Origin of the sequence: Gluconobacter sp. P5H9_a (assembly GCF_018812085.1) — a bacterium.
Lineage (GTDB): Bacteria > Pseudomonadota > Alphaproteobacteria > Acetobacterales > Acetobacteraceae > Gluconobacter.
Genome location: NZ_JACRVW010000013.1, coordinates 35040 through 49585 on the forward strand (window position 1 = coordinate 35040; position 14546 = coordinate 49585).

Sequence of the window (14546 nt, forward strand, 5' to 3'; positions counted from 1 at the left end):
CCGGGAATGAAAGCGATGCGGTTCCTGCATCTCAGGCTGAAGCTGCTTAGTCTAGGCAGGACCCGACCTGAGCCATGGAGATGGCCGTGAACATTCGGTCATGATCCGGAACTACGAACTGTGCGCTCTAAGCGTCTCATAAAGTTATGCTTGGAGAAGTAGATATCGTTGCTCTGACCACAGTATCACCATATTCCCTTGTGTCATAGCGCGACAGTCTGGGTCATCGTACATGCTGCTGGAAAGTAAAGTTTGCACAGAGTGTCCTGTGCGGTAGCAAATGAAATCAATGCCTTTACAATCGCAACAGTCCAGGACGTAGATACAGAAAATGTTTTCGTGGGAAAATAATCGACCCACCAAATAATCTCCGAGACATATCCTGAATACTTCGCCATCCATATCAATAAAATGACGAACCGTTGAATACTTTGAGGACAGAAAAATGAAATCACGTGCTGCTGTCGCTTTTGAAGCAGGAAAGCCGCTTGAAATTGTTGAAATTGATGTCGCGCCTCCGCGTAAAGGAGAGGTCCTCATTCGGATAACGAATACTGGTGTTTGTCATACAGATGCATTCACACTGTCAGGCAACGATCCGGAAGGGCTTTTTCCAGTCGTGCTAGGGCACGAGGGGGCTGGCATCGTTATCGAAGTTGGCGAAGGTGTAACAAGTGTCGTCCCGGGAGATCATGTGATCCCGCTTTACACGGCGGAATGCGGAAAATGTGAATTTTGTTTGTCCGGGAAAACCAATCTTTGTATTGCTGTTCGCGCAACACAGGGCAAAGGCTTAATGCCGGACGGTACAACGCGTTTTTCATATAATGGTCAGCCTTTGTACCATTATATGGGATGTTCGACGTTCAGTGAATATACAGTTGTTGCTGAAGTCTCGTTGGCGAAAATCAATCCTGAGGCCAATCCAGAACATGTCTGCCTTTTGGGGTGCGGTGTCACGACGGGAATTGGTGCGGTCCATAATACAGCCAAGGTTCAGCCGGGGGATTCCGTTGCTATCTTCGGCCTGGGTGGTATTGGTCTTGCTGCGGTTCAAGGGGCACGGCAGGCGAAAGCAGGACGCATTATCGCCATTGACACCAATCCGGAAAAATTTGCGTTAGCACGCCAGTTTGGCGCTACGGACTGCTTGAATCCTAAGGATTTCGATAAGCCCATTCAGGAGGTTCTGATCGAAATGAGTGGCTGGGGTATTGATCATACCTTCGAGTGTATTGGCAATGTCCATGTCATGCGCTCAGCCCTGGAAGCTGCGCATCGTGGATGGGGACAGTCTATTGTTATTGGTGTCGCCGGAGCGGGGCAGGAAATCTCGACACGTCCGTTTCAACTGGTCACAGGACGTGCCTGGAAAGGCTCTGCTTTCGGCGGTGTCAAAGGTCGTTCCCAACTTCCGACTATGGTCGAAGAGGCGATGAAGGGGGACATTGAGCTTGCTCCCTTTGTTACCCATACCATGCATCTGAACCAGATTAACGAGGCTTTTGACCTCATGCATGCAGGAAAGTCTATTCGGTCGGTTATCCACTTCCACTGAGAGCGTTGAATTAAAATTAGACGATGAGGTACAGAAAAAACTGCCATCCTTGTTGTCCAATGGGCGTCTGCAAAACGGACATAACTGAAGATGGTGCTTGACCGCTGCTGCTAGCATCAGCAAAGTCGTGTTTGCCTAAAAAGACAGCGATGCAGGTATGGTGATAACCTGTGGTCTCTTCAGAGACAGTCACGCTTGAGCGAATAAACGCGCTCTTGGCCATGGCCGGACACGACGAGGATAGGCCTCGCCCGTGGTCGGTCGTTGCTGTCCAGATTGCGATCGGCTCGTGTCCGTCTCACCAACGGAAAGACACAGTCATGAAGCTAAACCATATCAACCTCTACACCCACGATACTGAGGCTGATCGCGTAATGTTCGAACAGTATTTTGGCCTGCGCACTCTCGTTGTACGTGGGATCAAAATGGCCATCATGCAGGATAATGATGGGCTGGTTCTGATCGTCAATCATTTCGATAACAAGCTCGAAGGCTTTAATTACCCCAGGCAATTCGACATCCTGCACATTGGTTTCATCCAGAAGTCYCGCGARGACGTCGATGCTCTCTATGAGCGCCTAAGCGCCGATGGCTGGGAGGTGCAGGCTCCATGCAACGCACATGGCGCGTGGTCCTTCTACTTGCGAACGAAGGGTGGTTATTTCATCGAAGTGACGACATTAACGCCGGTTCGCCCCGAAGAAGCATATCAGGGAGCCCCATGATAATACTGGGCACGAGAGGTTGAGCAATTGGCCGAGCTTCATCAACGATACGGATCATACGTCTCTTAGCACCTCAAAGTCAGTGAACTAGGTGGTGGTCTGGGTACGAGCCGTAAGCTTGTTTCCATCTGGATCGCGAATGTAAGCAACGAATGCTCCGTTTGGGCGCTCAATGGGCGGGCTTTCTATGCTGGTTCCGCCATGGGCAATACCGGCGTCATGCCACGCAACAACATGGCTGGGACTGGCGGCGGCAATGCCAATGGTCCCGCCATTGGCAGCCGTCGCGGGCTCTCCGTTGATCGGCTTTGTGATCATCAACCGTCCCCCATTGTGTCTGTAGATGAGACGTCCTCTGGAATCCATTTCGCCAGGGACGCCCCCTAAGGCGGCAAATGTTGCGTCATAGAAAGCTCTCGCCCGTTCGAGGTCATTGCTACCAATCATCACGTGGGTGAACATGATTCTACTCCTGAACTGAGAACAACAGAATATCCGATATCAGTCCGCCAAAGCATCCTTATTAGATGGATGTGCCATTTCTGGGTGACGGGATCGAGGAACTATGAAAGAAACTTCTTTAGGCCTGTTTTCTGACTTAAAAGACAAGCCTTTATGGTTTTGGGTGGTAAGTGCAGTCTTTGCTTGGGCAAATCCAAGGTATGAGTGGCAACCTGGTCAAAATTCAGTTCTCCTTCGATCAGGAAAAGTGCTCGCGACCGTTTGCACCAGGCAAATACCGCGAGGGCGTACTGCCAACAGCCTTTCGAAACATCGTAATAAACGCATTGACGGACTCATAACCGAGTATGGCCGCAACCCGCTGCACGCTCGTGCCACTCGCCAGTTCACGGAGCGCGACGACAAGATGAAGCTGTTGTCGCCACCGACCAAATGTTAACCCGGTTTCCTGAACCATCAGTCTGGCCAGAGATCGTTCGCTCATCGCAACACGTTGCGCCCAGTCGGCCACTGTACTGCGATCTGATGGCCTGGCTGTCAGCGCATCAGCAATGGCACGAATTTTGGTATGCTCTGATACGGGTAGGTTAAGACCCTGTCGTGGCATGTCGGCCAATTCGTCGAGCATTACGCGCGCCAGTCGGGCGGCATGACTATCTGGAAGATAATCTTTCGGCTCAGCAGCCAGACGATCAATCATCGTTCGGATCATCGGCGTGATCTCCAGCGCACAGCAATGATCGGGGAGGCTACTCGCACCACTTTCAACGAAGAGATAATCGACCCGGGCGTTCGCAGTCGCCCGGGCACTATGCGGCACCCCGCCCGGAATCCAGATCCCGCAGTTCGGGGGAACGATCCATACGTTTTGAGCGGCGGTGCAGGTGACGGCGCCATAAGATGCCAGAATCAGCTGTCCTTTTCGATGGATGTGCGTCGGCACTTCGGATGCATGATCAGCAAAATCGAGCCTGTGGGCGATTGCGGTTGCATCTGAAGTGTCCGGGTCCACGGAAGCGATAGCTGAGGAGCGGTACGACATCGGATTGGCAGCTTTCAGTGATTGATTGTCTGGATACCTAATTTACCCAGTTGTTGCAACTTATTATCAACAAGGCATGACATTCAGGCCCTTCTGGCAGGACGGGTGGATCAGACCCGCGTTGATTCTGCCGCAACTCATCGCCCAGCTTCGTAACCCAACCCTCATGGCGGACGGTGAAGCACTGCTCTTTTCCGCCAAGAGTTTCGCTGCCGCGATGCTGGCTTATTTCATAGCGCTTCGCATTGGATTGCCGCGCCCTGCCTGGGCGATCGTCACCGTTTATCTCGTGTCGCAACCCACGGGGGGCGCCTCGCTCAGTCGTGGTCTCTACCGTCTGATGGGCACTCTGGCCGGGGCGCTCGCGACCGTCACAATCGTTCCGACCTTCGCCAACGAGCCAGTGGTGTGCAGTGCGGTGCTCGCAGGATGGATCGGTCTCGGTCTGTTTCTGTCGCTACTCGACCGCACGCCGCGTTCTTATGCCTTCGTGCTGTCCGGCTACACAACCAGCCTGATCGGCTTTCCTGCTGTTGCGGCGCCTGCCGCAGTCTTCGACACTGCCATTGTGCGCGTACAGGAGATCGCACTGGGCATTTTGTGTGCAGTGGTGATCCATCGCTATGTGTTCCCCCGGCCGATGACCGGCCAGTTTCAGGCCAAGCTGGCAGCGACGCTGCATGATGCCCGAAGACTGGCCTGCGATGTATTGAACAATGTCTCGGAAAGCTCATGTCGCGATGATCGCTACCGAATGGCTCTGGATATGCTCGCGCTCCGAGGACTGGCGACGCATCTTCCTTATGATCCGGTTACAACACGTCTACGCGGCCCAACGTTGCGCACTTTACATGATCGTCTGGCTCATCTGTTGTTGCTCCTCGCCGATGTTGAGGAACGGATTTCCCTCATCCATGCGCCTGGAATGCCTGAGAAGCTAGCGCAGTTTTTATACAGAGTTCGCAGATGGATCACTCTGGACACGCCGAATGATCGCGGAACAGAAGCGCACAGGGTGTTCCAGAATGCCCGTTCATTCGGCCATGCCGATGACGCCACCTTGATCGACGGCCTTGTCGCCAACATCGCCCGTCATCTCGCCGAGCTTGTCGGCCTACTTCACGATATTGAACGGCTCGGCGCCGAAGCCAGCGCAGCAGAGTGTGCGACAGAGCCATTCCACGGCCATGGGAAAACGACTGGCTATGTCTTCCATCGCGATCCGATGATGGCGGCGCGGGCAGGTCTGGGTGCCGCTTTGGGGATCCTCTTCGGCTGCTTTTTTTGGATTTGGTCTGCGTGGCCCGATGGAGGGCTGGCCGTATCAGTTTTGGGTGTCACCTGTGCCCTGTTCGGCAATGTGGACGCACCGGTGCCCTATGTCCGAAAATACATGCTTGGCTCAGTCTATGGTATCGCGATCAGCCTGATCTACAGCTTTACCGTCCTGCCGCGTGTCTTCGAGTTCTCGGTGTTGATCGCGGTTCTCGCACCGGCGTTTCTATTCGGAGGATCGTTGCAAGCTCGGCCGTCGACCGCCTTCATGGCGCTCGGCATCACGCTGACTGTCCCGATCCTCGTCGGGTTGGGTCCTGTTTATGGCGGAGACTTCGCTGAAGCCATCAATAGTAGCATCGCTCTGTTGATGGGAGTTGGTTTCGGAGCGGCAACTATGACGTTGTTCCAGACCGTCTCCCCAGATACCGCGATCAACCGGTTGCTGCGGCTCGGCCGCCGAGACGCGGCCTATCGCGTCCGAAGCAGGGTTTCCACCAAAGCCGTCTGGACCAATCTGACAATCGATCGCATCGCCCTGCTGCGACCCCGTCTAAGTCTTTCGGCGCGGCCGACAACGGAGACGATCGACATGATCGTGCGTGACCTTCGCATCGGTCACGCAGTGAGCCGTCTTCGCGAGCAATTCGACCAGTTGGAAAGTGAGCCCCTCAGTGCCATCCAGGTACTGCTGCTCGATCTCGCGCACCATTTCGACAGAGGTTCACCATCGGTCGACGAACTGAATACGCAGGTTGAAGAGCTGATCGCACGCATTGTCGTCGGAACGGGCGCGCACCGTCACCTGCTTGATCCACTCATCGACCTGCGTTTCGCGCTTTCTCCCGTCCAAAACAGCGAGGCCAGAGCATGATTCCAGACCTCTGCATCAGTGGCGTCTTTGTTCCCGGCTTGTTGGGAGGCGCCTTCATCGCCTTGGTAACCACCGTTGCGTTGCTACGTCTGCTCACCGTCCTCGGCGCGTGGAGAGTGTTTTCTATCCGGCCGTTCGTCGAACTTGCCGTCTTCACCATTGTGTTCAGCCTGCTCGCGCAGGGTCTCTCCACGATCGGATCTCTCCCATGAAATTCCTCCTCACCTTTCTGGGGCGCCATGCCTTGACGCTTGGGCTCGTTGTCATCGCTGCTGCTGTCGCGCTCCATCTGTGGGAACGCAATCAGCGCACGCCCTGGACCCGTGATGGCCATGTACGGACTGACGTCGTACGGGTTTCGACCGATATTGGCGGTCTCATCACTCAGGTTCTGGTCCATGACAATCAGGTGGTGCGTCCTGGACAACTCCTGATCGTCCTTGATCGACCGCGTCGGGCCGCGGCGCTCGGACGTGCAGAAGCCGCCATAACAGAGGCAAGGGCGCAACTCGATCTGGCGCGCAAGGAGGAACGACGCGACTTGGCCTTACGCGATCTCGTCGCGACGGAGGCTCACGAGCAGAACATCGCAAAGGTCCGGACAGCGGAGGCAGCGCTGACGCGCGCACTCGCTGACCGCGACGTGGCCCAGATCGATATGCAGCGCACTGAAATCCGTGCAACAGTCGCGGGTACCGTCACCAATCTCGACCTTCATCCTGGTGATTATCTGGCCATTGGCGTCCAAGCCATGGCACTGGTGGACGCCGAGACGTTGCGCGTGGAAGGGTATTTCGAAGAAACCAAACTGCGCAGTGTCTCCATCGGCGATCGCGCGCGCATCCATCTGATGGGAGACGATGCCGATATCGTCGGTCATGTCGAGAGTATTGCCGCCGCAATCGCCGACGACCAGCGCGACAACACCGGAAATCTTCTGCCTAAAGTCGCGCCAACATTCTCATGGGTGCGGCTCGCTCAACGCATTCCTGTCCGTCTGCATATAGACCGCGTACCAGAGGGCACGAAGCTAATTGCAGGACGAACAGCGACGGTGGAAATCCTGCCCTCTACCCCCTTGAGCGTGGTTGGGAGGCACCTGTGAGATCTGTTTTTGCCCTATGTATGGCGCTTCTGATGACGGGCTGCGTTGCTGGGCCGGATTATCGCGTTCCCGACGAGGCCATTGCCAATCGCCCTGGAGTTACGCAAGCGCTCCTTGGCGGCAGGAACGATGGCGTGGTCCCGGCGCCCTTGCCACCGCATTGGTGGCATCTCTACGAGGATGCCCGGCTCGACGCTTTCGTTGCCGAGGCACTGGCTACAAACACTGATCTTCGCATCGCAGAGGCCAATCTCGGGAGAGCTGACGCGCTTGTACGCGAAGCAGAGGCAGCACACACTGTAACCACGGATCTCAGTGGGCAAACTACTGGCTCGCGGATCGGAGGTCCGACCCGGTTTCTACCAGCGCCTTTCAGCTACGCGTTGGGTATGAACGTCAGTTATCCTCTCGATCTGGCGGGGGGCATCCGTCGCGCAATCGAAGAGGCTCACGACCAGTCAGAGGCGGCGCAGGCAGCACGCGACCAGGTGCGTGTGATCGTAGCTGCCACTGTCACGCGCAATTATGCTCGCGTTTGTGCTGATGGCGTAGCGCTGGCCGCCGCGAGACACGTTGTTGCAGTGCAACGCGCGACACTTGATGTCGCGTTGCGTATGGCCAGCGAGGGGCGCGGCACGCGCTTTGATAGTGAACGCGCGCGAACGGCAACATTCGCCAGCGAAGCAGCCATTCCAGACATCCTCGCTGATCAGAAAACAGCGTTATTCGCATTGGCCGCCATCATGGGGCGCATTCCATCGGACTATCCGCGCGATCTGGAGGCATGCACTACTATTCCGTCGCTTGCCCTGCCGCTGCCGGTTGGCGACGGAGCCGCGCTATTGAGGCGTCGCCCCGACATCAGAAAGGCAGAACGCCTTTTCGCCGCAGCGACGGCCGGCATCGGCGTCGCCGAAGCCGATCTCTATCCTCAGGTCAGCCTTGGCGGCTCGGTGGGGAGTACCACGTCGATAACGCATGCCCTGACGTTGTCGTCGTTTGGTTTGAGTGTCGGTCCATTGGTCTCGTGGTCGTTCCCTAATCGGGTCTTGGCGCGCGCGCGTATTGCGCAAGCCGGCGCAGGAGGCCGTGCTGCGCTTGGCACGTTTGATGGAACGATTCTACTCGCATTAAAACAGACTGAGACCGCCCTGTCTGTCTACATGCAAACACGTAAGCGTCTGGGAGACCTGGAGCGGGCGGCGAATTCCGCCGGCAAGGCGAGCGCCGATGCCGAAACACTGCAACGCTTCGGCCGCACGCCATTCCTCGATGTCCTTAACGCGCAGGCAAATTACGCCGACGCGCAGGCACGCCTGTCATCCGCCCGGATCGAACTTGTTGATCGGCAGATTGATCTGTTCCAGACGCTCGGCGGTGGTTGGGAGTGATGGTGGTCTGTCTGGACATTATGTGCCACGTTTAGAGCTCCCGTTGAGGACAATCGATGTCTTCTTCTGAGCATTCCTGCGCTGGAAGCGGACAGACCGTTTACCCCCCATAACTGCCCATAGGTGGCCATATATCGCGATGAAAAATCGGCCATTTAGCGTGAACATTCGTAGCTAGGAGGCCTCATGAGCGCGATCGCAGATATAGGCCATGTCGGGAAACAGATGTTTTTCGTCACCGGTAGCCAAAGGACATAAACCGACATAAAAGTTCAGAAGTTGCCATAAAGACACACAAACACTTGAAAATCCTAATCACATACGCGGAAAATAAGAAAAATATTGACAGTTGCGTTTGAGGCACATGGGAAGTGTCTTCCGCAACGTATTGATACAATGCGGTTTGGTGTCCTAGCGGTCGGAGATCCTGGCTCCTCCAACCGAGATACACCATTATCCATGACCGCATCGTCACCTGCTCACTTCATTTCTGACCTCCCCCGGGCCGGTTCGACACTTTTGGCCGCGCTTCTGAGCCAAAATCCAAAAGTGCTCGCGCATGGCCGAATATCGCCTGTCGCTCCCATGATCATTCGACTGTCGGGTCTGATGGCCGAAGGGGAGTACGCTTCTGATTTTTCTGAAGAGCAACGCAAGCGTCTGCTCCGAGGCGTTTTAGAAGATTATTATCATCCAGAGCCCGATCAAATTGTCCTGGATACGAGCCGGGAATGGTGTACGCGACTTGCATTAATCGACCGGCTCTACCCGAAAGCGCGCGTGATCTGCTGCGTGCGCGATCCCGTCTGGATCCTTGATTCTCTTGAGCGCCTCATCGTGCGAGATCCTATTTTATCGTCACGACTTGTCCCTATCACTCAACGAAGCACGCAGCATGACCGTCTCGATCATCTGCTGTCTCGGGAAGGTGTTTTTGGCTACGCGTGGCGGGTTCTGACGGAAGCCTTTCACGGTCCTTTTGCCAATAAGCTTATTCTTGTGGATTACCAGACATTAGCTACCAATCCGCGTCAGGCCCTTGAAAAACTGACACGGTGTCTCGGTCTGCCCGCGTATCCATATGATCTGAACAACGTCACGAACAGAGATGCAGAAGCCTTCGACAATCTGCTTGGAACTCCGGATTTACACAGGATACGTCCGGTCGTAAGTCACGAAAGGCGACATTGTATTCTTCCGCCGGATGTTATCGCACGGATGCAAGGCGGCATGTTTTGGCGAGAGGCAACTATTCACCTCCAGTCAAAGGCACAGATCATTGTCTAGACTGTATTTACGATTTCAGGGCCTGCGAGGAATGGTCGTGACGTTATGGCTTTTTGAGCCAGCGATGTCATATGCCGACCCTACGCCTTACTTCATGCCTCCTAAAGCACAGCAAGTATTACCAATGCCCTCAGAATTAAGCAGTAAGGCCGGATTTCAGGGTTTTAGGGGAGTCATTGAGAAGAAAAGAAGCGACATTACACCAAAGGCTCAATGGCTTCCTTCGAATTTGTCCCAACTTTCCAAAATTGGTCCGCTCGACATTGAGCGAGCGAGCCAATCCCCACTCCTTGAGGAAAAGGGGATCACAACAACCTTTTCGTATCATGTGAAATCCCTTCCTGGCGTGGACCTCACAGCCAGCTTTTTCGGTGGCCATCGAGATACGATACAGGGAGCCGCAGGAGGGTCAGCAGCAGTGACAGGGGGCGTTCGTATTCGCTGGTGAATGAGGGGTTTCAAGAGAGCTTTCTTTCGCTGCATCTTGGGGGAGTGTAATTTCTACACTGCCTGATTAACCAAATTCTAGGATGAAACACAGTGTCATCTGAACAGCGTCGCCTTTTGGGCGAGCAGTATATGAGGCAACAGCCCGAACTTCGATCGCTGTTGAAATCGAGAGACCATGATCTGTTTTCTGGATCGTGGGCTATGCTCGCATATAGCTTTGAACGTGGCTTCGAAGAATTGTGGGATGCTGCTTACAGAAGCTTACCCGATACCATTTTGCTGACCCCGCTTTTAATGCTCTGGAGGCAAAGCATTGAACTTCACATTAAATCTGCGATTTCCTATACTAGCGGAGATCCAAGTAATATAGCAGGGCATGACCTGAAATCATTATTTGATCGTTTAATATATCTTAGGAGAAAAGAGGAATATGAAGAAGAAGAAGAAAAATTGGTTATATATTTGAGAGGTATAATTAAAGAAGTCCAAAGATTCGACAAAAGCGCGGATCGATTCCGTTATCCCAGGAATCGAAATGGTGATCCATATGCAGATACGGATGTTGATTTGGAACAACTATACCAGACGCACTGGATCATCACAGGCTGGTGTCAAGGCGCAGAAATAGAGGTCGAACAGAGACGCGGAATTTTTTAACTTTTCAGGTTCAGAGGTTTTTTTTGATATTATTTTGCAACGTAACGGCTTTATCTTGAGGATCAGCCTTTGTACCAATAACAAAGCAGAAAAAAGTCAATATCGTTATGCAGATGATTGAGTTCGCCCGAATTGCCAAAATAGTTCGGCATGAGCCCAGAGTTATCCGAATTTTAGAATGCGCCATGCGATGTGTAAGTCGAACCTAAATATATGCATATAAGCTAATTACAAAATAATATGTATTTAATAACGATTTTATTAAATAATTTCCTACGTCGGATTTTTGTTGTATTCCGAGAAATAAGCGTTGCCATTGTCACTTTTTGAATTATTGCCATTTTTGTAAATACATAATTTGGTTCAACGCATTCGCGCAGAAGAAAAATATTCTCCTATAACATATGGTTTTGTGGACAGCCGTTTCACGCCCGCTCGCGTCCTGATGGACAGCCCTGCAGGCTGACCACAGGCGCGGCTCTGCCCACAAGTCCACAGGTTCAACATCAACAAGAATCTCTCTATTTTTGAAATAAGATCGGTCGAACCGATTACCCTCTTATCGAAAGTCCCGAGCCTTCAGTAGCTCCGATCCCTGAAGCAACGGCGTTCGGTCTTCCAGACTGAGCACAACAACATGGATCACATCGCCCTCCTTCTGTAGCCGCCCCTTGCAGGCCAGAAGACGGGACGCGAGAAGAGGACGGCGGTATTTCTCCTGCACATCCTTCCAGACAATCAGATTGGCTGTGCCGGTTTCGTCTTCGATCGTGACGAACATCGTGCCGTTCGCTGTCCCTGGCCGCTGCCGCATCAGGACAAGACCTGTAAGCTGGATCCGGCGCCCATCCCGCAGGTAAGGCAAATCCCCACAGCGCACGATCCCCTCTTTTCGCAAGCCCTCCCTCAGGAAGGCGACGGGATGCCCATTCAGACTGAGTCCGGTCGCCCGATAATCTTCATGGACCGATGCCCGCTCTGAGATCTGCGGTAGGACAATGTCAGGCTCGATCACTTCCGGAAGTGGAAAGTTCCGGCCCCGATCCGCCGCTTCAAACAGCGGCAGCGCCGTGTCCGCGAGCCCCTTGATTGACCAGAGCGCAGCACGGCGCATCTGTCCGAATACCCGGAAGGCGTCTGCTTCTGCGAGACATTCCAGGGCCGAGACCGGCACATCGGCACGGCGCCACACATCCTCAATACTCTCATAATCCGGCATTCGGACCGAGATCAGGGCCGCCCCGTGTCCGTTCGCCAGCCCGCGCACCATCCTGAACCCCAGCCGGACCGCTGCGTACCGTCCATTCCGGCCGCGCTCCAGCGTGCAGTCCCATCGTGAGGCATTGATACAGATCGGCCGGACCTCGACGCCATGGCGTTGCGCGTCCTGAACAATCTGCGAGGGCGCATAAAACCCCATGGGCTGACTGTTCAGCAGGGCGGCACAGAACACATCCGGGTAGTGGCATTTCATCCAGGCGGACGCATAGGCGATCAGGGCAAACGACGCGGCGTGGCTCTCAGGGAAACCATAGCTGCCAAATCCTTCGAGCTGGGCGACGGTCTGTTCAGCGAAGCCCTGCTCATACCCATTGGCCAGCATCCCGTTCACCAGCTTGTCGCGGAACGGCACGACCCCGCCTGTCATTTTGAACGTGGCCATCGCACGGCGGAGCTGATCCGCCTCGCCTGGCGTAAAGCCCGCGCAGTTGATCGCCACCTGCATCGCCTGCTCCTGGAACAGCGGCACGCCCAGTGTTTTCCCCAGAATGCCCCGCAGAGTCTCGGACGGATAGGTGACAGGTTCCAGCTTCTCTCTTCGGCGGAGATAGGGATGGACCATATCGCCCTGGATCGGCCCAGGCCGAACGATCGCCACCTGAATCACCAGATCATAAAAGGTCCTGGGCTTCATGCGCGGCAGCATCGACATCTGCGCCCGGCTTTCGATCTGGAACGTGCCGAGCGTGTCGGCCTGCTGGATCATGCGATAGGTCTGCGGATCCTCGGCCGGGATCGAAGCGAGATCCATGCGGGTCTGATACACGGTGTGCAGCAGTTCGAACCCGCGACGCAGACAGCCGAGCATTCCCAGTCCCAGAACATCCACCTTCATGAAGCGCAGCACGTCGATATCGTCTTTGTCCCAGACGATGATCTGACGGCCGTCCATGGCGGTCGGCATCAGGGGAACAAGTTCGTCCAGGCGATCCTCTGTCAGCACAAAGCCCCCCGGATGCGTCCCAAGCTGGCGCGGGAACCCAAGAAGCTGGCGGGCGAGATGAAACGTCAGGCTCAGGCGGCGATCCTTCAGGTTCAGGCCCAGATCAGCCGCGCGCGCCTTGTACAGGTCCGGGTCCGGCAGGGACGAGGCAATATGTTTGGAAAGCTGGCCGGTCAGATCCTCTGGTAGCCCCAGAACCTTGCCGACTTCGCGCAACGCGCCCTTGGGCTGATAGCGCTGCACGGTGGCGCACAGCGCCGCCCGGTGGCGACCATAGTGACGATAGATCCACTGGATGACTTCCTCTCGGCGGTCGCTTTCGAAATCGACATCAATATCCGGCGGTTCCTGCCGTTCGGCCGAGATGAACCGCTCGAACAGCAGACCCGAGCGAACCGGATCAATACTCGTGATGCCCAAAACGTAGCAGACGGCCGAGTTCGCAGCAGATCCGCGCCCCTGACAGACAATCCCGAGTGAGCGGGCATGACGCACAATCGTATTCACGGTCAGGAAATATGGCGCGTAGGACAGAGAGCCGATCAGCCTCAGCTCATGGGCGATCTGCGTCTCGACCTCAGGGGGCGCCCCGGCCGGATAGCGACGCGGCAGTGCGGCCTCGACCAGGCGTGTCAGGGTATCCTGCGCGCTTTCGCCCGATCTCTCGGTTTCGGTCGGATACTGATAGGTGAGGTCATCCAGACTGAACGTGCAGCCTTCGGCAATTCGCCGTGTGTTGGCCAGGGCGTCCGGAAAGGCAGCGAAGAGGCGTGCCTGTTCTTCCGGGGCTTTCAGATGGCGATCGGCGTGAACGTGACGGCGGTTGCCGAGAGCATCGACCGTGCAGCCTTCCCGGATGGCTGTGACCACGTCCTGAAGAACGTGCCGGCGCGCATCGTGGTAGAGCACATCTCCCGTCACAACGCAGGCCAGACCTTGTGCTGCACTGAACGCCGCGAGTGCGTGAAGCCGCGCCAGATCTCCCGGCTGCCGGCGCATGGTCAGCGCGAGAAACCGGGTTCCTTCCTCGTTTGCCCTGTGTCCGGGCAGATCCAGCAGGCTCTGAACGTGCCCGGGAAGCGCTGCCAGATCCTCGGGCGGCAACAGGATCAGGACGAGGTCCGGGGCCGTGGCGACGAGATCCTCCCATCCTAGAAGGAACACGTCCCGCTCGCCCCGGTGATGACCAAGCGTCAGAAGCTGACACAGACCCGCCCAGCCGGCACGATTGCGGGGGTAGGCCAGGAGCGCACTGCCATCGCGCAAAGCCAGACGGCATCCGGGCAAAAGGCGCAGACCGGCCTCGCGCGCTGCCAGATGGGCGCGGATCGCTCCAGCTACAGTGTTCCAGTCGGTCAGACCGATCGTGTCATAGCCCAGGGCTTTCGCCTGGAACATCAGCTCATCCGGCTGGCTGCCCGAGCGCAGGAACGAAAACGAGGACGTCACCTGCAATTCGACGTAAGGCGCGGTCATGGCCTAGCGGCGGTGGGGAT

12 protein-coding genes are annotated in these 14546 nt (G+C 55.6%); 9 read left to right on the forward strand and 3 right to left on the reverse strand.

What is annotated here, in order from left to right; translation table 11 throughout:
- Positions 1–445: 445 nt before the first annotated feature.
- Together KP708_RS11805 and KP708_RS11810 are read left to right on the forward strand one after the other, a co-directional pair.
- A complete protein-coding gene (locus KP708_RS11805) occupies positions 446–1558 on the forward strand; it encodes an S-(hydroxymethyl)glutathione dehydrogenase/class III alcohol dehydrogenase (protein WP_010505683.1) in 1113 nt (370 codons plus the stop codon).
- Positions 1559–1878: 320 nt separating this feature from the next.
- Positions 1879–2283 (forward strand): VOC family protein, encoded by a 405-nt coding sequence (locus KP708_RS11810; RefSeq protein ID WP_059431511.1) that lies wholly within the window; start codon positions 1879–1881, stop codon positions 2281–2283.
- Between the two features lie 87 nt (positions 2284–2370).
- On the opposite strand, the gene KP708_RS11815 is transcribed toward KP708_RS11810, so the two are convergent.
- Entirely contained in the window at positions 2371–2745 is a 375-nt protein-coding gene (locus KP708_RS11815; protein ID WP_010505250.1) for a VOC family protein, read from the reverse strand.
- 238 nt (positions 2746–2983) lie between these two features.
- Positions 2984–3787: a helix-turn-helix domain-containing protein gene (locus KP708_RS11820; RefSeq protein ID WP_010505251.1), complete on the reverse strand. Its 804-nt coding sequence runs from the start codon at positions 3785–3787 to the stop codon at positions 2984–2986.
- A gap of 76 nt (positions 3788–3863) precedes the next feature.
- On the opposite strand from KP708_RS11820, the gene KP708_RS11825 reads away from it, so the two are divergent.
- The 7 genes from KP708_RS11825 (at position 3864) to KP708_RS11855 (ending at position 10826) form a co-directional block, all read left to right on the forward strand.
- Positions 3864–5936, forward strand: a complete 2073-nt coding sequence (locus tag KP708_RS11825) for an FUSC family protein (RefSeq protein ID WP_252347575.1) — start codon at positions 3864–3866, stop codon at positions 5934–5936.
- Complete coding sequence (locus KP708_RS11830) at positions 5933–6148, forward strand: DUF1656 domain-containing protein (protein WP_010505254.1); 216 nt, start codon at positions 5933–5935, stop codon at positions 6146–6148. The genes KP708_RS11825 and KP708_RS11830 overlap by 4 nt, the downstream gene beginning before the upstream one ends.
- On the forward strand, positions 6145–7041 hold the full coding sequence (locus KP708_RS11835; protein ID WP_010505256.1) for an HlyD family secretion protein: 897 nt from the start codon (positions 6145–6147) through the stop codon (positions 7039–7041). The genes KP708_RS11830 and KP708_RS11835 overlap by 4 nt, the downstream gene beginning before the upstream one ends.
- Positions 7038–8432, forward strand: coding sequence for a TolC family protein (locus KP708_RS11840; protein WP_226993324.1), 1395 nt, complete (start codon positions 7038–7040; stop codon positions 8430–8432). The genes KP708_RS11835 and KP708_RS11840 overlap by 4 nt, the downstream gene beginning before the upstream one ends.
- A gap of 459 nt (positions 8433–8891) precedes the next feature.
- Positions 8892–9719 (forward strand): sulfotransferase, encoded by an 828-nt coding sequence (locus KP708_RS11845; protein ID WP_026017728.1) that lies wholly within the window; start codon positions 8892–8894, stop codon positions 9717–9719.
- A 37-nt stretch (positions 9720–9756) separates the two neighbouring features.
- Entirely contained in the window at positions 9757–10167 is a 411-nt protein-coding gene (locus tag KP708_RS15830; protein WP_156315479.1) for a hypothetical protein, read from the forward strand.
- A gap of 92 nt (positions 10168–10259) precedes the next feature.
- Positions 10260–10826, forward strand: coding sequence for a hypothetical protein (locus KP708_RS11855; protein WP_371822791.1), 567 nt, complete (start codon positions 10260–10262; stop codon positions 10824–10826).
- Positions 10827–11385: 559 nt separating this feature from the next.
- Here the strand turns inward: KP708_RS11855 and KP708_RS11860 are convergent.
- Positions 11386–14526, reverse strand: coding sequence for an error-prone DNA polymerase (locus KP708_RS11860; RefSeq protein WP_215751273.1), 3141 nt, complete (start codon positions 14524–14526; stop codon positions 11386–11388).
- Between the last annotated feature and the right edge of the window lie 20 nt (positions 14527–14546).

Excerpts from the sequence above, each read along its gene's own strand:
- KP708_RS11805 (WP_010505683.1), top strand. The coding sequence starts at position 446 with ATGAAATCACGTGCTGCTGTCGCTTTTGAAGCAGGAAAGCCGCTTGAA.
- KP708_RS11815 (WP_010505250.1), bottom strand. The coding sequence starts at position 2,745 with ATGTTCACCCACGTGATGATTGGTAGCAATGACCTCGAACGGGCGAGA.
- KP708_RS11820 (WP_010505251.1), bottom strand. The coding sequence starts at position 3,787 with ATGTCGTACCGCTCCTCAGCTATCGCTTCCGTGGACCCGGACACTTCA.
- KP708_RS11825 (WP_252347575.1), top strand. The coding sequence starts at position 3,864 with ATGACATTCAGGCCCTTCTGGCAGGACGGGTGGATCAGACCCGCGTTG.
- KP708_RS11830 (WP_010505254.1), top strand. The coding sequence starts at position 5,933 with ATGATTCCAGACCTCTGCATCAGTGGCGTCTTTGTTCCCGGCTTGTTG.
- KP708_RS11835 (WP_010505256.1), top strand. The coding sequence starts at position 6,145 with ATGAAATTCCTCCTCACCTTTCTGGGGCGCCATGCCTTGACGCTTGGG.
- KP708_RS11845 (WP_026017728.1), top strand. The coding sequence starts at position 8,892 with ATGACCGCATCGTCACCTGCTCACTTCATTTCTGACCTCCCCCGGGCC.
- KP708_RS11860 (WP_215751273.1), bottom strand. The coding sequence starts at position 14,526 with ATGACCGCGCCTTACGTCGAATTGCAGGTGACGTCCTCGTTTTCGTTC.